17 protein-coding genes and 1 tRNA gene are annotated in these 17562 nt (G+C 60.6%); 10 read left to right on the plus strand and 8 right to left on the minus strand.

What is annotated here, in order from left to right; genetic code table 11:
- Window positions 1–23 precede the first annotated feature (23 nt).
- Window positions 24–329, plus strand: coding sequence for a YkgJ family cysteine cluster protein (locus tag DLD99_RS24085; protein ID WP_114885496.1), 306 nt, complete (start codon window positions 24–26; stop codon window positions 327–329).
- A gap of 41 nt (window positions 330–370) precedes the next feature.
- Here the strand turns inward: DLD99_RS24085 and DLD99_RS24090 are convergent, their stop codons facing one another.
- The 6 genes from DLD99_RS24090 to hemA form a co-directional block, all read right to left on the minus strand.
- Window positions 371–889 carry an acyloxyacyl hydrolase gene (locus DLD99_RS24090; RefSeq protein ID WP_114886792.1) on the minus strand — a complete coding sequence of 173 codons (519 nt, stop codon included), beginning with the start codon at window positions 887–889 and terminating at the stop codon, window positions 371–373.
- Between the two features lie 110 nt (window positions 890–999).
- Window positions 1000–1791 carry a glutamate racemase gene (gene murI / locus DLD99_RS24095; protein ID WP_114885498.1) on the minus strand — a complete coding sequence of 264 codons (792 nt, stop codon included), beginning with the start codon at window positions 1789–1791 and terminating at the stop codon, window positions 1000–1002.
- Entirely contained in the window at window positions 1784–2539 is a 756-nt protein-coding gene (locus DLD99_RS24100; RefSeq protein ID WP_114885500.1) for a molybdopterin-synthase adenylyltransferase MoeB, read from the minus strand. Before DLD99_RS24100 ends, murI begins: the two co-directional genes overlap by 8 nt.
- Window positions 2533–3363: a peptide chain release factor N(5)-glutamine methyltransferase gene (gene prmC / locus DLD99_RS24105; protein ID WP_085709294.1), complete on the minus strand. Its 831-nt coding sequence runs from the start codon at window positions 3361–3363 to the stop codon at window positions 2533–2535. Before prmC ends, DLD99_RS24100 begins: the two co-directional genes overlap by 7 nt.
- Window positions 3364–4446: a peptide chain release factor 1 gene (prfA, locus tag DLD99_RS24110; RefSeq protein WP_114885501.1), complete on the minus strand. Its 1083-nt coding sequence runs from the start codon at window positions 4444–4446 to the stop codon at window positions 3364–3366.
- Window positions 4443–5729 carry a glutamyl-tRNA reductase gene (hemA, locus tag DLD99_RS24115; protein ID WP_085700892.1) on the minus strand — a complete coding sequence of 429 codons (1287 nt, stop codon included), beginning with the start codon at window positions 5727–5729 and terminating at the stop codon, window positions 4443–4445. Before hemA ends, prfA begins: the two co-directional genes overlap by 4 nt.
- Window positions 5730–5911: 182 nt before the next feature.
- On the opposite strand from hemA, the gene DLD99_RS24120 reads away from it, so the two are divergent.
- From DLD99_RS24120 to ychF, 8 genes are all read left to right on the plus strand, one after another.
- The gene (locus DLD99_RS24120) at window positions 5912–7636 is read left to right on the plus strand and encodes a tetratricopeptide repeat protein (protein ID WP_114885503.1); all 1725 of its coding nucleotides are present in this window, start codon (window positions 5912–5914) and stop codon (window positions 7634–7636) included.
- A 3-nt stretch (window positions 7637–7639) separates the two neighbouring features.
- On the plus strand, window positions 7640–8257 hold the full coding sequence (lolB, locus tag DLD99_RS24125; RefSeq protein ID WP_085709291.1) for a lipoprotein insertase outer membrane protein LolB: 618 nt from the start codon (window positions 7640–7642) through the stop codon (window positions 8255–8257).
- A 2-nt stretch (window positions 8258–8259) separates the two neighbouring features.
- A complete protein-coding gene (gene ispE / locus DLD99_RS24130; RefSeq protein ID WP_114885505.1) occupies window positions 8260–9111 on the plus strand; it encodes a 4-(cytidine 5'-diphospho)-2-C-methyl-D-erythritol kinase in 852 nt (283 codons plus the stop codon).
- Between the two features lie 37 nt (window positions 9112–9148).
- Window positions 9149–9223 (plus strand) — tRNA-Gln (locus DLD99_RS24135).
- A 45-nt stretch (window positions 9224–9268) separates the two neighbouring features.
- Complete coding sequence (locus DLD99_RS24140; protein ID WP_003171603.1) at window positions 9269–10210, plus strand: ribose-phosphate pyrophosphokinase; 942 nt, start codon at window positions 9269–9271, stop codon at window positions 10208–10210.
- 140 nt (window positions 10211–10350) lie between these two features.
- The gene (locus DLD99_RS24145; protein WP_085709289.1) at window positions 10351–10950 is read left to right on the plus strand and encodes a 50S ribosomal protein L25/general stress protein Ctc; all 600 of its coding nucleotides are present in this window, start codon (window positions 10351–10353) and stop codon (window positions 10948–10950) included.
- Between the two features lie 170 nt (window positions 10951–11120).
- Window positions 11121–11705 carry an aminoacyl-tRNA hydrolase gene (gene pth / locus DLD99_RS24150; protein WP_007951726.1) on the plus strand — a complete coding sequence of 195 codons (585 nt, stop codon included), beginning with the start codon at window positions 11121–11123 and terminating at the stop codon, window positions 11703–11705.
- Between the two features lie 22 nt (window positions 11706–11727).
- On the plus strand, window positions 11728–12828 hold the full coding sequence (gene ychF / locus DLD99_RS24155) for a redox-regulated ATPase YchF (protein WP_114885507.1): 1101 nt from the start codon (window positions 11728–11730) through the stop codon (window positions 12826–12828).
- Window positions 12829–12891: 63 nt separating this feature from the next.
- Here ychF and DLD99_RS24160 read toward each other — a convergent pair whose 3' ends face one another.
- Window positions 12892–14109, minus strand: coding sequence for an MFS transporter (locus DLD99_RS24160; RefSeq protein ID WP_114885509.1), 1218 nt, complete (start codon window positions 14107–14109; stop codon window positions 12892–12894).
- Between the two features lie 333 nt (window positions 14110–14442).
- Between DLD99_RS24160 and DLD99_RS24165 the strand changes: the two genes are divergently transcribed.
- A complete protein-coding gene (locus tag DLD99_RS24165; protein ID WP_114885511.1) occupies window positions 14443–16500 on the plus strand; it encodes a methyl-accepting chemotaxis protein in 2058 nt (685 codons plus the stop codon).
- On the opposite strand, the gene DLD99_RS24170 is transcribed toward DLD99_RS24165, so the two are convergent.
- Window positions 16493–17395, minus strand: coding sequence for a LysR substrate-binding domain-containing protein (locus DLD99_RS24170; protein ID WP_114885513.1), 903 nt, complete (start codon window positions 17393–17395; stop codon window positions 16493–16495). The two genes, DLD99_RS24165 and DLD99_RS24170, sit on opposite strands and share 8 nt — an antisense overlap.
- Window positions 17396–17562 lie beyond the last annotated feature (167 nt).

Here is a 17562-nt window from a genome sequence, read left to right on the forward strand (position 1 = left end):
GGTCACTGCCGTACACTGCGCCCATGAAAACCATTCCCCTCCAGCCAATCGACGAGCCCGCCGTCACCTGTTCGACTTGCGCGGCCTGCTGCTGTCAGCTCGAAGTCATGCTGATCACTGACACCGGCGTACCCGAGCGTTATATCGATACCGATGAATGGGGTGGGGAAGTCATGTTGCGTCTGGACGACGGCTGGTGTGCGGCACTGGATCGCGACACGATGATGTGCACGATCTACGAAAAACGCCCGCTCATCTGCCGCGAATTCGAAATGGGCGCGCCGGAATGCATCGACGAACGCCAGGGGATTGCCACAGCGTATCGCTGAATACAAAAAAGGAGCGCCAGGCGCTCCTTTTTTCATGGGTGTTACAACGGCATCGTGTAGTGCAGCGAGTAGCTTTCTACCCCGTCGTTGTTGCTCGACATGCCGGCGTTGGAATAGTGAGTCGCACGGATCCCCACCTCGTGCCCGCCAAGGAAGCGCAGACCGAAACCGATGCGGTCTTCGAACTGGAAGGCCTGGCCGATCTTGTTGCCTTCATAGTCGGTGTTGGAGAACACCGCGGCGCCGATGCCGGCCTCGACATACGGTTTGATCGACTCGCCGGAAAACTCGTAAACGAACACCGGCGAGAACGACAGGCTGTTGTTGCTGGAGCCCTTGTCGCCTTCCCAGTAAGTGTAGGCGCCGCTCCAGTAACCGGTCAGGCGACCGACATCGCTCTGCAGCCAGCTCTTGTCCCAGTCGAAATTCATCCCCAGGCGATAAGTCATCGTTGAATCGCTGGTGGCCCCAACCCCGAATTCCACGCCAGCGGCCTGTGCAGTAAAACTTTGCCCCATCAGTGCGGCCGCAATCGCGGCCAAGCAGAATAGTCGCTTCACTTGAAACATCCTTTTCCTAACGGTCGTATGGTTTTTAGTGTGCTTGACGCTTATAGAAATCGGCGCTTGAACAGAAGTTCAGCTGATTTTTCAGTTATGGCACAACTTTTTTACATCGCGAAGCTTTGCACATCGCCAGGCGTTTGTCCCAGCAGCGGCAGGATGTTTTTCAAGGCTTGCGGATCGGCGCTGGTCCAGAATTTCGCGCAGCGGCTCGGGCCCTCGGCAAGCAGATCGCGCTCGGCCAGCAGACGCTGAAGTTGCCGGGCCACGGCGGCGCCGGTGTCGATCAGACTGATGTCGGCGGGGAGCATCGTCTTGAGCAACGGCTTTAGGAACGGGTAATGGGTGCAGCCGAGAATGATCGTGTCGCAACCCGCGCCCAGCAGCGGTTCGACATAGCGGTGAAGCAGCTCGCGCAACTCGGCGCTGTGCAGGTCGCCGCTTTCGATCAGCTCCACCAGCCCCGGGCACGGCTGAGTAATGACCCGGATATCGGTGGCAAAACGGTCGAGCAAAGCCGCGAACTTCGCGCTCTGCAAGGTGCCGGTGGTGGCGAGGACGCCGACCACGCCACTGCGTGTCGCCGCAGCAGCCGGTTTGACCGCCGGCTCCATGCCAACAATCGGCCAGTCGGGAAAATCACGGCGCAGCTCGGCGACGCCGGCCACGGTCGCGGTGTTGCAGGCGATCACCAGCGCCTTGGCGCCCTGCTCGCGGAAAAAACCGGCCATCACGCTGCAACGCTGGCGGATGAATTCCGGGGTTTTCTCGCCATAAGGAATGTGGCCGCAATCGCCGAGGTACAGCAGCGATTCATTGGGCAATAGATGCTGGATTTCCGCCAGCACCGACAGGCCACCGACGCCGGAATCGAATACGGCGATCGGCGCTTCACGCATGGTGCGAACCACAGACGCTGCATCCCGGATCACGCTTGACCCGCAGCTCACGGAATCGCGAGCCCAGTGCATCGATCAACAGCAGGCGCCCCACCAATGGCTCGCCGAAACCCGCCAGCAGCTTCAAGGCTTCCAGCGCTTGCAGGCTGCCGACCAGACCCACCAGCGGCCCGACCACGCCGGCTTCACTGCAGGTCAGTTCGGCTTCGCTGCCGTGACCGTACAGGCAGTGATAGCAAGGGCTCTCGGCGCGACGCGGGTCGAACACCGACAGTTGTCCTTCGAGGCGGATCGCCGCGCCGCTGACCAGCGGTTTGCGCGCCGCCACACACGCAGCGTTGACCGCTTCGCGGGTGGAGAAATTGTCCGAGCAGTCGAGTACCAGATCCACCGCTGCCACGGCGGCGGCAAGGGAATCCTCGTCCAGTGCCTGACGATGGGGCACCAGTCGGATTTCAGGATTGATCGCGCTCAGGCGCTTGAGCGCCGAATCGACCTTGGTCATGCCGACGCTGTCGGTGTCGTGGATGATCTGGCGTTGCAGGTTGGTCAGGTCGACCGTGTCGAAATCCGCCAGATGCAACTCGCCGACACCCGCCGCCGCCAGATACAAGGCAACCGGTGCGCCGAGACCGCCGAGGCCGACGATCAGCACGCGGCTGTCCTTGAGCTTCAACTGACCATCGATGTCGATGTGTTGCAGGAGGATCTGCCGACTGTAGCGCAACAATTCCTGATCATTCAGCACGGCAGGCGCCCCAGGCTGATCCGTTGATGGCCGCCCAGATCGGTGCGGCTGTGGACTTCTTCGAAACCTTGCGTCAGCAACAGATCGCGCACGGCTTCGGCTTGATCATAGCCGTGTTCGAGCATCAGCCAGCCACCGGCCACCAGATGCGCCGGCGCCTGGGCGATGATCAGACGCAGATCGTCGAGCCCGTCGATGCCGGCCACCAAGGCGCTTTCCGGCTCGAAACGCACATCGCCTTCGACCAGATGCGGATCGGCGGCGCGGATGTACGGCGGGTTGCTGATGATCAGCTCGAAACGCTTGCCTTCGAGGGCACTGAACCAGTGACTGCTGAGCACCGTAGCGTTGTTCAGGTGCAGACGCTGACGGTTGCGCTCGGCCAGGGCCACGGCCTCCAGCACGCGATCCACCGCAGTGACGTTCCATGCCGGACGCTCACTGGCCAGGGCCAGGGCAATCGCCCCGCTGCCGGTGCCGAGGTCGAGAACCTTGGCCGGGGTCGCCGGCAGCAATTCCAGTGCGGCTTCCACCAGCAGTTCGGTGTCCGGGCGCGGGATCAGCGTGTGCGGCGCGACTTCCAGATCCAGCTTCCAGAAACCCTGCTGGCCGAGAATGTAGGCCACCGGCTCACCGCTGCGGCGGCGTTGCAGGTATTCGGTGAAGACCAGCACGGCTTCGCTCGGCACGATGCGCTCGGGCCAGGTGTGGAGAAAACTGCGGGACTTGCCCAGCGCCGCAGCGAGGAGCAGTTCGGCATCCAGGCGTGCGGTGGGCGAGTCCGGCAGTTCGGCGGCGCGCAACAGGCTGGCGATGATGGTCATTTATTCACCTATCGCTGCCAGTTGGTCGGCCTGGTATTCGGCCAGCAACGGCTCGATCACCGCTTCGACGCCACCGGCGAGGATTTCGTCGAGGGAATACAGGGTCAGGTTGACGCGGTGGTCGGTGACCCGGCCCTGGGCAAAGTTGTAGGTACGGATCCGCTCGGAGCGGTCACCGGAACCCACCAGCAATTTACGCTCGCTGGCGATGGCGTTGGCCGCTGCGGTGGTCTGCTGGTCGTTGAGCTTGGCCGACAGCCAGGCCATCGCCCGCGCCCGGTTCTTGTGCTGGGAACGTTCTTCCTGGCACTCGACCACGATGCCGGTCGGCAAGTGGGTGATACGGATCGCCGAGTCGGTCTTGTTGACGTGCTGACCACCGGCCCCGGAGGAACGGTAGGTGTCGACGCGCAAGTCCGCCGGGTTGATCTCGATCGCTTCCTGCTCGTCAGGCTCCGGCAACACAGCCACGGTGCAGGCCGAGGTGTGGATCCGGCCCTGGGATTCGGTGGCCGGCACGCGTTGTACGCGGTGGGCGCCGGACTCGAATTTCAGCTTGCCGTAGACATTGTCGCCTTCGACCCGGGCGATGACTTCTTTATAGCCGCCGTGCTCGCCTTCGTTCTCCGAGAGGATTTCCACCCGCCAGCCGCGTTTCTCGGCGTAGCGCGAGTACATGCGGAACAGGTCGCCGGAGAAGATCGCCGCCTCGTCGCCACCGGTGCCGGCGCGGATTTCGAGGAAGACGTTGCGCCCGTCGTTGGGGTCCTTGGGCAGCAGCATGCGCTGCAAGGTGGCTTCCAGCTCGATGAGTTGCTCTTTGGTTTCGCGGACTTCTTCCACGGCCATTTCGCGCATGTCCGGGTCGCCGTCCTTGAGCAGCGCCTGGGCGCCTTCCAGATCGGCCTGGGCCTTGAGCAGCTGTTTATAGGCTTCGACGACCGGCTCGACTTCGGCGTATTCCTTGGAATAGGCGCGGAATTTGGTCTGGTCGGAAATGACTTCGGCGTCGCCGAGCAGCGCCGTCAGTTCCTCGAAACGGTCCTGGAGGATATCCAGCTTATTGAGCAGTGACGCTTTCATTGCGGTTTTTTATCCGAAAAGCTATCCGGTGAGCCCTCGAGGGCAAAGAGTTCCTGGGCCATGGCCAGCGCATCGAGGCGGCCTTCGGCAGAAAGCTTTTTCAACTGCACGCTCGGGGCGTGCAGGAGTTTATTGGTCAGGCCACGGGCCAACTGGCCCAGCACGTCTTCGGCGTTGCCGCCGTTGGCCAGCAGGCGCAGGGCCTTTTGCAGTTCTTCGTCGCGCAGGCGTTCGCTCTGTTGACGATAGGCCTTGAGCACGTCGACCGCCGCCAGCTCGCGCAGGCGCACCATGAAATCGTCGGCGCCGACCGAGACCATCTCTTCGGCGGCTTGCGCTGCACCCTGACGGCTCTTGAGGTTTTCGGCGACCACTTCGTGCAGATCGTCGACGCTATAGAGGTAAACGTCGTCGAGTTCGCCGACTTCCGGTTCAATATCCCGGGGAACGGCGATGTCGACCATGAAGATCGGCTTGTGCTTGCGCAGCTTCAGGGCGCTTTCAACGGCGCCCTTGCCGAGGATCGGCAACTGACTGGCGGTGGAACTGATGACGATGTCGCTGCGCACCAGTTCGGCCGGAATGTCCGAGAGCAACACTGCGTGGGCACCGAACTGCTCGGCCAGCAGGCTGGCGCGTTCCAGCGTGCGGTTGGCCACCACGATACGCTTGACCCCCAGATCATGCAGATGGCGGGCGACCAGGGTAATGGTCTCTCCGGCGCCGATCAGCAGGGCCTGGCTGCGTTGCAGGTCGCTGAAAATCTGTTTGGCCAGGCTGACCGCGGCAAACGCCACGGACACCGGGTTTTCGCCGATGGCGGTATCGGTGCGCACTTGCTTGGCGGCGTTGAAAGTCGCCTGAAACAAGCGGCCGAGCAGCGGCCCGATGGTGCCGGCCTCGCGGGCCACGGCGTAGGCCGATTTCATCTGGCCGAGGATCTGCGGTTCGCCCAGCACCAGCGAGTCGAGCCCGGAGGCGACGCGCATCATGTGACGAACTGCCGCATCATCTTCATGCACATAAGCACTCGCGCGCAGCTCATCGAGGCTTAAATGGTGATAGTCGGCCAGCCAGCGCAGCACGATATCGGCCGAAAGCTGATCCTGTTCTATATACAGTTCACTGCGATTGCAGGTGGAAAGGATCGCAGCTTCGCGGCTGTCGGTGAGTCGGCAGAGCTGCTGCAAGGCCTCCACCAGCTGCTCAGGGGTAAAGGCCACGCGCTCGCGGACGTCTACTGAAGCAGTCTTGTGGTTGATACCGAGTGCAAGGAAGGCCATTCAAGGTCGCTGATGGTGACGTGAAGCCGGCAATTGTCCTACTTCGTCAGATTCAGAACAACTACCGCTGACTATTGTCCCAATTGTCGGCCCCTATAATGGCCACAATCGAGACTCGGTTATGTTTGGCCGAAGGCTTGTGTCATGATGATCCGACCGCAGGTTAGTCGTCCTTTTCCTATATGAATAGATCTTCCGCGTTGCTCCTAGCTTTTGTCTTCCTCAGCGGCTGCCAGGCCTTGGCCCCCGTTTCGCACGATGGCACCTCATCGGTCGAAGACACCACGCCAGCCCCTGAAAAGCCCAAGGTTTACAGCTCGTTCAGCCAGGAAACGGTGTTCAGCCTGCTGAGCGCCGAACTCGCTGGCCAGCGCAATCGTTTCGACATTGCCCTGGACAACTACGTGACCCAGGCCATCAACACCCAGGACCCGGGTGTTTCCGAGCGGGCGTTCCGTATTGCCGAGTACCTGGGCGCGGATCAACCGGCGCTGGATACCGCATTGATCTGGGCAAAAAACGCCCCGGATGACCTCGAAGCGCAACGCGCCGCCGCCGTGCAACTGGCACGCGCCGGGCGTTATGACGACTCGATGGTCTATATGGAGAAAGTCCTGCAGGGCAAGGGCGACACCCATTTCGACTTCCTCGCGCTGTCGGCCGCCGACACCGATCAGGAAACCCGCAACGGTCTGATGAAAAGCTTCGACCGCCTGCTGCAGCGTCACCCGCACAACAATCAGCTGATTTTCGGCAAGGCCCTGCTGATGCAGCAGGACGGCGACACCAAAGGTGCGCTGACCTTGCTCGAAGACAATCCGCCGGACGACGGCGAAATTGCCCCGATCCTGCTGCGGGCCCGCCTGCTGCAAGGGCTGAACCGTGGCGACGAGGCCCTGCCGCTGCTGCAGAAGAACATCAAGAAATACCCGGACGACAAGCGCCTGCGCCTGACTTACGCGCGGATGCTGGTGGAACAGGACCGGATGGACGACGCCAAGGTCGAGTTCTCGACACTGGTCCAGCAATACCCGGAAGACGACGAACTGCGTTACTCGCTGGCATTAGTCTGCCTGGAAGCCAAGGCCTGGGACGAGGCCAAGGGTTACCTGGAAGACCTGATCGCCCGGGAAAGCCATGTCGATTCCGCGCACCTGAACCTGGGGCGTATTGCCGAAGAACGCAACGACCCGCAAGGCGCACTGATCGAGTACGCCCAGGTCGGACCGGGCAACGACTATCTGCCGGCGCAATTGCGTCAGGCCGACATCCTGATGAACAACGGCAAGACCGCCGAGGCCCAGAGCAAACTGGCCGCCGAACGTGATGCGCAGCCGGATTACGCGATCCAGCTGTACCTGATCGAGGCCGAGACCCTGTCCGCCAACAATCAGGGCGACAAGGCCTGGAAAGTCCTGCAACAGGCGTTGCTGCAATACCCGGACGATCTGAATCTGCTCTATACCCGGGCCATGCAGGCGGAAAAACGCAATGACTTGGCGCAGATGGAAAAAGACCTGCGCCTGATCATCAAGCGCGATCCGGACAATGCCATGGCGCTCAATGCCCTCGGCTACACCCTGTCCGACCGCACCACGCGCTACGCCGAAGCCAAGGCGCTGATCGAGCAGGCGCACCAGATCAATCCGGAAGACCCGGCGGTACTCGACAGCCTCGGCTGGGTGAATTTCCGCATGGGCAACCTGGATGACGCCGAGAAGTATCTGCGTCAGGCGCTGGAGCGTTTCCCCGATCACGAAGTCGCCGCTCACCTGGGCGAAGTCCTGTGGACCAAGGGCAACCAGCGCGAAGCCAAACAAATCTGGGGCAAATTCCTCAAGGATCAGCCCGACAGCACCATTCTGCGCAGCACCATCAAGCGCCTGACCGGATCCGAGACTCTTTAACCCATGTTTTTGCGCCACGTCATCGTTTTCAGCTTCATCGCCCTGCTCGCCGGTTGCGCGGGCTTCGGCGCCCGCGAATCCGTCGAGGGCCATGGCAGCCCGGCACAATGGGCCGCGAACAAACAGCAACTGACCGGCCTCGACGGTTGGCAGATCGACGGCAAGATCGGCATCCGCGCCCCGAAAGATTCGGGGAGCGGCACGCTGTTCTGGCTGCAGCGCCAGGATTATTACGACATCCGCCTGTCCGGCCCGCTGGGCCGTGGCGCGGCACGACTGACCGGTCGCCCGGGCAAGGTTTCGCTGGAAGTCGCCAATCAGGGGCGCTATGACGCGCAATCCCCGGAAGTCCTGCTGGAAGAACAACTCGGCTGGAAACTGCCGGTATCGAACCTGTCCTGGTGGGTTCGCGGCCTGCCAGCCCCGGCCAGCAAGAGTCGCCTGACCCTCGATGCCGACAGTCGCCTGGCCAACCTGGAACAGGACGGCTGGCAGGTCGAGTACCTCGGTTATGCCGAACAGAACGGTTACTGGCTCCCCGAGCGGATCAAACTGCACGGCACCGATCTGGACGTGACCCTGGTCATCAAGACCTGGCAACCGCGTAAATTGGGGCAATAAGCATGACCGCTCCACGCCTGACGCTGCCTTCTCCGGCCAAACTCAATCTGATGCTGCACATTCTCGGTCGTCGTGAAGACGGTTATCACGAGTTGCAGACGATTTTTCAGTTCCTCGACTACGGCGACGAAATCACCTTCGCCGTCCGCGACGATGGCGTGATTCGCCTGCACACCGAATTCGACGGCGTGCCCCACGACAGCAACCTGATCGTGCGTGCGGCGAAAAAACTGCAAGAGCAATCCGGCTGCGCCCTCGGCATCGATATCTGGATCGACAAGATCCTGCCGATGGGCGGCGGCATCGGTGGTGGCAGCTCGAATGCGGCGACCACCCTGCTCGGCCTCAATCATCTTTGGCAGTTGGGCTGGGATGAAGATCGACTGGCAACACTGGGTCTGAGCCTGGGCGCCGACGTGCCGGTGTTCGTCCGTGGCCACGCGGCTTTCGCCGAAGGTGTCGGCGAGAAACTGACCCCGGTCGAGCCCGCCGAACCGTGGTATGTCGTGCTCGTCCCGCAAGTCTCTGTTAGTACGGCAGAAATTTTTTCAGATCCATTGTTGACACGTAACACGCCGCCCATTAAAGTGCGCCCCGTTCCCGAGGGAAACAGTCGAAATGACTGCTTGCCGGTGGTAGCAAGGCGTTATCCAGAAGTACGTAACGCATTGAATTTGCTAGGTAATTTTACCGAAGCAAAACTCACCGGAACTGGAAGTTGTGTGTTTGGGGGCTTCCCAAGCAAAGCTGAAGCTGATAAAGTTTCGGCCCTTCTGACAGAGACCCTTACAGGGTTTGTAGCAAAAGGAAGCAACGTTTCGATGTTGCATCGCAAGCTGCAAAGTCTGCTCTAAAGGAACCAAGTGCCCGGCACTTGCAAGCAACAGATACAGGGGCGTCGCCAAGCGGTAAGGCAGCAGGTTTTGATCCTGCCATGCGTTGGTTCGAATCCAGCCGCCCCTGCCATTTTCTATACTCATCCAGGTTACCCTCAGCCTCTAGGTACTGCGCGTGTCCAAGATGATGGTCTTTACGGGGAACGCTAACCCCGATCTGGCTCGGCGTGTCGTACGTCAGCTGCATATCCCTCTCGGTGACATCTCTGTCGGTAAATTCTCCGACGGCGAAATTACAGCCGAGATCAATGAAAACGTTCGCGGTAAAGACGTTTTCATTATTCAGCCGACTTGCGCTCCGACCAACGATAACCTGATGGAACTGGTAGTGATGGCTGATGCCTTCCGCCGCTCCTCGGCTACTCGTATCACTGCTGTTATTCCTTATTTTGGTTATGCCCGTCAGGATCGCCGTCCGCGTTCCGCACGTGTGGCTATCAGCGCGAAAGTCGTTGCTGACATGCTTACCGTAGTCGGCATCGACCGTGTTCTCACGGTTGATCTGCATGCTGACCAGATTCAGGGTTTCTTCGATATTCCGGTAGATAACATCTACGGCTCCCCGGTTCTGGTGGATGACATCGAAGATCAGCGCTTCGAGAACCTGATGATCGTGTCCCCGGACATTGGTGGCGTCGTGCGTGCACGTGCTGTTGCCAAGTCGCTGGGCGTGGATCTCGGGATCATCGACAAACGCCGTGAGAAAGCCAATCACTCTGAAGTGATGCATATCATCGGTGATGTCGAAGGGCGTACCTGCATCCTGGTCGATGACATGGTCGATACCGCCGGCACCCTGTGCCACGCGGCCAAGGCCCTGAAAGAGCATGGCGCAGCCAAGGTCTTTGCCTACTGCACACACCCTGTGCTGTCGGGTCGGGCCATCGAGAATATCGAAAATTCCGTGCTGGACGAGCTGGTGGTCACTAACACCATCCCGCTGTCCGCAGCAGCACAAGCCTGTGCACGTATCCGTCAACTGGATATCGCACCGGTTGTTGCCGAAGCGGTTCGCCGCATCAGCAATGAAGAATCGATCAGCGCGATGTTCCGTTAAGGGCCCTGCCCTTCTCGAAATGTCTCGTTGACGAAAAGCGCCCCGCCCCAACACTCATGTTGGGGCGGGGCTTTTTTGCCCATGCCGCTTTGACGTCGGTCGCAGACGTCGCCCGGACATGGCTATTTTGGAGATACAAAATGACTGATTTCATCCTGAACGCCGAAGCGCGTACCGACCTGGGGAAAGGTGCGAGCCGCCGCCTGCGTCGTCTCGCCAGCCAGGTTCCTGCCGTTGTCTACGGTGGTGACAAGGCTCCTGAGTCCATCATGATGCTGGCTAAAGAAGTAGCCAAGCTGTTCGAAGACGAGGCTGCTTTCAGCCACGTCATCCAACTGAACATCGGCGGCGTCAAGCAAGACGTGGTTGTTAAAGCCATGCAGCGTCACCCGGCCAAGCAGTTCATCATGCACGCCGACTTCGTACGCGTTGTTGCCGGCAAGAAACTGACTGCCGTTGTTCCAGTGCACTTCATCAACGAAGAAGCTCCGGTCAAGAAAGGCGGCGAGATCTCGCACGTTGTTGCAGAAATCGAAGTTTCCTGCGAAGCCAAAGACCTGCCTGAGTTCATCGAAGTCGACCTGGCCAAAGCCGAAATCGGCACCATCATTCACCTGTCGGACCTGAAAGCTCCTAAAGGTGTTGAGTTCGTTGCTCTGGCACACGGCGATGACAAGGCTGTTGCCAACGTCCACGCTCCACGTGTTGCTCCAGAAGCTGCCGAAGGCGCTGCAGAGTAATCACTCTGTAAAGCCGGAGTGAACAGGTAACATCGCGGACTGGAACGTAGCGAGAAAGCGGGCGGGAACGCGGAGTTTACATCCATGGTAAATGAGCATTTTTCGTCCACTTTCGCCGCCTTCCCCGATCGCGGCGATGTTATCCACCACTCCAAGGAAGGGCCCCTATCGTGACTGCCATCAAACTGATCGTTGGCCTGGGAAATCCAGGTGCCGAATACGAACAGACCCGGCATAACGCAGGGGCCCTTTTTGTTGAGCGCATCGCCCACGCACAGAACGTGAATCTCGTGGCCGATCGCAAGTATTTCGGCCTGACCGGGCGTTTTTCGCATCAGGGTCAGGATGTTCGTCTGCTGATTCCCACCACCTACATGAACCGCAGCGGCCAGGCCGTGGCGGCACTCGCCGGTTTCTTCCGCATCAAGCCTGAAGAAATCCTGGTGGCACACGACGAACTCGATCTGCCTCCGGGCGTCGCCAAGCTCAAGGTTGGTGGCGGCCATGGCGGTCACAACGGGTTGCGCGACATCATTGCGCAATTGGGCAATCAGAATACGTTCCACCGCCTGCGGCTTGGCATCGGCCACCCGGGCGTCGCCAGTATGGTTTCAAATTTCGTCCTGGGTCGTGCGCCACGCGCCGAACAGGAAAAACTCGATGCCAGCATCGACTTTGCCCTCGGCGTGCTGCCGGATATCCTCGCCGGTGAATGGAACCGCGCGATGAAAAACCTGCACAGCCAGAAGGCCTGACTCTAATCCGAGGGGAAACACCATGGGATTCAATTGCGGCATCGTCGGCCTGCCTAACGTCGGCAAGTCCACCCTGTTCAACGCCCTGACCAAATCCGGGATCGCGGCCGAGAACTTCCCCTTCTGCACCATCGAGCCGAACAGCGGCATCGTGCCGATGCCGGATCCACGCCTGAATGCTCTGGCGGAAATCGTCAATCCGAAGCGCATCCTGCCGACCACCATGGAATTCGTCGACATCGCAGGCCTGGTGGCCGGCGCATCGAAAGGTGAAGGCCTGGGCAACAAGTTCCTGGCCAACATCCGTGAAACCGACGCCATCGCTCACGTGGTGCGCTGCTTCGAAGACGAAAACGTGATCCACGTTTCCAACAGCGTCGACCCGAAGCGCGACATCGAAATCATCGACCTGGAGCTGATCTTCGCCGACCTCGACAGCTGCGAGAAGCAACTGCAGAAAGTCGCGCGCAACGCCAAGGGCGGTGACAAGGACGCAGTGGCCCAGAAGGCCCTGCTGGAGCAATTGATCCCGCACTTCACCGAAGGCAAGCCTGCGCGCAGCCTGATGAAGAACATGAGCACCGACGAGAAGGCGATCATCAAGGGCTTCCACCTGCTGACCACCAAGCCGGTCATGTACATCGCCAACGTCGCTGAAGACGGTTTCGAGAACAACCCGCACCTGGACGTGGTCAAGGCCATCGCCGAAGAAGAAGGCGCCATGGTCGTTCCGGTCTGCAACAAGATCGAAGCGGAAATCGCCGAGCTGGACGACGGTGAAGAGAAAGACATGTTCCTCGAGGCCCTGGGCCTGGAAGAGCCTGGCCTGAACCGCGTGATCCGCGCCGGCTACGAAATGCTGCACCTGCAGACCTACTTCACCGCCGGTGTCGAAGAAGTCCGCGCCTGGACCGTCCGCGTCGGTGCCACCGCACCGCAAGCTGCCGGCGTGATCCACACCGACTTCGAGAAAGGCTTCATCCGCGCCGAAGTGATCGCCTACAACGACTTCATCCAGTACAAGGGCGAAGCAGGCACCAAGGAAGCCGGTAAATGGCGTCTGGAAGGCAAGGACTACATCGTTAAAGATGGCGACGTGATGCACTTCCGCTTCAACGTGTAAAAGCTCCACCCAAGAAAAAGCCGCGTTCGATACGCGGCTTTTTTGTGCCTGAAATTCAGCCCGTCAGGCCTTTTTGGTTTTTGGCAGAAAGATCGCCAGCACCCCGAACAACGGCAGGAAAGAGCACAGGAAGTACACGTATTCGATGCCGTGAATGTCCGCCAGATGCCCGAGCAACGCCGCACCAATCCCGCCAAAGCCGAACATCAGACCGAAGAACACCCCGGCAATCATCCCGACATTGCCCGGCACCAGTTCCTGCGCGTACACCACGATGGCCGAGAAGGCCGACGCCAGAATGAAGCCGATCACCACGCTCAGGACGCTGGTCCAGAACAGGTCGACATGCGGCATCAGCAAAGTAAACGGCGCCACCCCGAGGATCGAGAACCAGATCACCGCCTTACGGCCGATCTTGTCGCCAATCGGCCCGCCGAAGAACGTGCCCGCCGCCACAGCGCCAAGGAACAGGAACAGGTGCAACTGGGAACTGGCCACCGACAGGTCGAACTTTTCGATCAGGTAGAAGGTGAAGTAACTGGTCAGGCTGGCCATGTAGAAATACTTGGAGAAGACCAGCAACCCGAGCACCACCAGCGCGCTGATCACCCTGCCCTTCGACAGTCCATGAGTGGCAGCCTGACCGGCCTTGAGCTTGAACAGGTTCAGGTGATGGGCGTACCAGCGACTGATGCGGTACAGCACGAACAGCGCAAATACTGCGAACAGCCCGAACCACGCCACATTGCCCTGCCCAAACGGAATGATGATTGCCGCCGCCAGCAACGGGCCGAATGCAGAACCAGCGTTGCCACCGACCTGGAAGGTCGATTGCGCCAAACCGAAGCGCCCGCCGGAAGCCAATCGTGCGATGCGAGAAGCTTCCGGGTGAAAGGTCGAGGAACCGATACCGATCAGCGCAGCCGCCAACAAAATCAGCGGGAAACTGCCGACCACAGACATCATCACAATGCCGATCAACGTGCACACGGAACCAGCCGGCAACAGCCACGGTTTCGGATGCCGGTCAGTGTGATAACCGACCCACGGCTGCAACAGCGACGCGGTCAATTGAAAGGTCAGGGTAATCAGGCCGACCTGAGTGAAACTCAAGCCGTAGTTGGCCTTGAGCATCGGATAGATCGACGGCAGCACTGACTGGATCAGGTCGTTGATCAAATGCGCCAGCGCCACCGCACCGATGATGCGCATCACCAGTGGGCTGCTTTGGGGAGGAGCGGACGCCGACGCAGCGGCGGTCTGAACGTTGCTGATAGCCATGGGAGTTTCCGTACAGCAGATGGGTGCACGCAGGCAGGTGCGTCAATGTGCCATTTTTCGGTGCACCAGCGCCATCCCCTTAGCCAGCTAACGAACTATTCATTCATCGCAGTAAAAGTGATAGCGCAAGGCCGTGGTCTGATTCTTGCCTTGCTTCTCTGCTTGAACGCGGCCCCCTTACAAAGGGGATCGAGAATGGGAAGTTCTGCTACAGAGTCTGCCTACAGAGCGGGCGAGAGTGGACTTTCGAAGTCTTTTAGCAGGGCACGGATCGCGCTCGCAAAGAGCGCGGCGCACGCCAATGGTGCGTGGTGTCCAGAGGAGTCATGGGGCATGCAGGCTTTCTTGTTACCGGGGATCAAATTGCTGGGGCGGTTTGGCTTCGCGCGTAAATTCCAGTTGTTGTTTCTGCTGTTCATCCTGCCGTTGGCCGGCAGCCTGTTGATGATCGGCCAGGACTATCGCGTCAAGCTCAACCTGATTTCCGGTGAGCGTGCCGGCGTGCGGCAGTTGCTCGCCCTCGATGCCCTCGACAACCTGCTCGCCGCTCAGCGCGACCGCGCAGCTCGCTGGCGTGCCACGGAAACCAACCGCCAACCGACGCCCGCCACCCTCGCGGCCATGGCTGCATTCGATGCCGTACAACCTGCCGTCGCACAGGCCACAGTGGATCTGGGCAATGCCTTGCAAGCCGAAGCTGCAGAAGGTGAAACCCTGGCCCGTTATCAAACCCTGCAAACCGCGCTCGGCGGTCTGGACTCCAAGAGCCTGGCCGGCGTCGGCTGGTGGCCGGACGGTTACGATCGTTTCACCAACGCTCTCAGCGCCCTTCAGGCATTGCGTGAGCAGATCGCGATGGACAATCGGCTGATCCTCGCGCCGTGGCTCGAAACCTATCTGTTGACGCAGATTTCCACTCAACATGCACCGGACCTGATCGAACGGGTCGGCCGACTCGCGGCGGTCGGGCAAGCATCCGTAGTCTCCGGTCAGTTCACCCTGCAAAGTCGCCTGCAACTGCGGGACCTGCGCAGCCGCATCGGTGATGCCCGCGAACAGCTTGTTAAAACGGCAAGCCTGCTGGAAGCGCGACTGCCGAACGACCTGCAAGGCTGGGCCGGGCAGTATCACGACAGCCTCAAACAACTGGATACCGGTTTGAAGGTGCTGGATGACGGCGTGTTCGGCGGCAGCATCAATCTCAAACCGGAAGACTTCGAACGCAGCCTCGATGCCCTGCTCGGCAACCTCGCCACGCTGCGTCAGCAATCACTGGTGGCGCTGGATCAGCGACTGGACGATTACCACGGCTCGGCCATCCGTCAGTTCATCGTGGTCGCGGCGGTGTTCGGTTGCCTGTTGCTCGCAGCGCTGTACCTGTTCGTCTGCCTGCAAGCCTCGATCCGTCGCAGCGCCAGCGGCATCACGGTGCTCGCCGAAGCATTGCGCGACGGCAATCTGAGCCTGCAGGTGCCTGTCGTGGGTCGCGATGAACTGGCTTCGATCAGCACCGCGCTCAACGTGGCCGTGGTGCAATTGCGCACCAGCCTTCTGGGCGTCGATCACGAAACCTCGCAACTGAGCCACGCCGTGCGCAGCCTCAACGATCACTCCAGCGGCGCGCTCAGCGAAGTCGAAGCCCAGCAATTGCAGATCAGCCAGATCGCTGCCGCCGCCACGCAATTGGCGGCCACTTCCCAAGGTGTGGCGCAGAGTTGCGAACAGGCCTCCGGCAGCGCCCAGCAGACCCGGCGCATCGCCACCGACAGCAGCCGCGACAGTCAACGCACCACCGCGAGCATTCAACAGCTCAATCAGCGTCTGAACGAAACGGCGGCAGCGCTGGGTCGGGTCAGCGAGCAGGGGCAGCAGATTCAACTGGTGGTCGACACCATTCGCGGCGTCGCCGAGCAGACCAACCTGCTGGCGCTGAACGCCGCCATCGAAGCCGCTCGCGCCGGTGAACAGGGTCGCGGTTTTGCCGTGGTGGCCGACGAGGTGCGCAGCCTCTCGCAGCGTACGCAATCGTCCACCGCGCAGATCGCCGGTACGGTCGACAGCCTGCGCAACACGGTCAATGAAGCGGTGAGCCTGATGGAGGCGGCCTGCGGCCAGGCGCAATCGGATGCCGAAGCCGTCACCGGGCTGGGCGAACGTCTGGGGGAAATCGCCAGTGCCGTACAGAGCGTCACCGACACCCTCGCCCAGATCGCCACGGCGGTGGAAGAACAGGCCAGCACCGCAGATGAAGTCAGCGGCAATATCCAGCAGGTCGATCAGGCAGCGGTTCGCCTGCTCGACGGCGCGCGGGCGGTCAACCTGGCGGCAGACACCTTGAGCCAGGGCAGCAAGGCCTTGAGCGACAACACCGCACGCTTCCGGCTCAGTTGATCAGCGCTTCGGGGAAGTCCTTTTCCAGTTCGGACTTGAGCCATTGAATGAACCACGCCGCATCCGCCGACAGCTCGGCGGACGGCGTCAGCACCCGATAGCTTTCCAGCTTCACCTGAGCGTCCACTGCACGCACCAGTTTGCCGGACCTGAGTTCTTCGCGAACCAGCACCTCATTGGCCAGCGCGATGCCCTGCCCGCTCTCGGCCACCGATAACGCGTGATCGTTGTTGACGTAGAGCATGTCGGAATTGAGGTGAATATCGAGGTCATGGGCGGCGAACCACAGGTTCCACCACTCGCCGTCATCGACGTGGATCAACTCGTGCCGGACCAGATCGGCCGGACCGCCGAGCGGCTCGATGCTTGCCAGGTATTGCGGAGTGCAGATCGGAAACACGCGGGGGCAGATCAACGCTTCACGGGAGTCCGCGTACTGCCCGTCGAGACCGTAGACGATGCCGAGATCGGCACTTTTGCCGTCCACTTCGGTGAAGGTCGAATTCGGTTCAATGGCAAACTTCAACCCCGGGCGCAGGTGACGCATGGCCTCGATGCGCGGCATCAGCCAGCGTTTGGCAAAGCCCGGCACCACCATGATCCGCAGCCAGCGCTCGGCCTCTTTGGGGCGTGCCTCCTTGCCGGCCTCGATGATCAACTGCAGGGCGGCCGCGATCTTGCGGTGGTACTTCTCACCGGCCGGCGTCAGGTTGACGCCGCGCGACGTGCGTTCGAACAGCTGAATGCCCAGCCAGTCTTCCAGCAACTTCACATGCCGGCCAATCGCCGGCTGAGTCACGTGCAAGGCTTTCGACGCCTCGACATAGCTGCCCAGGCGGGCAGCGGCATCGAACGCGCGCACTGCATTGAGTGGCGGCAAACGGTGGTCGGGCATGTTTCTGGCACCTGTCGGTATTAAATTAACTAACACCTGCCATGTTTAAATTGAAGTTTCGCCCCGCGCAACCCCTCGCCGATAATCGAGCCACAGCAGAACAACAAAACAGCTGGTTTCACCCCGTACGCAATCTCGATCCTGCCCAGAAAAATAATATCCATGGC

The organism is Pseudomonas kribbensis, from assembly GCF_003352185.1.
Taxonomy (GTDB): Bacteria; Pseudomonadota; Gammaproteobacteria; order Pseudomonadales; family Pseudomonadaceae; genus Aquipseudomonas; species Aquipseudomonas kribbensis.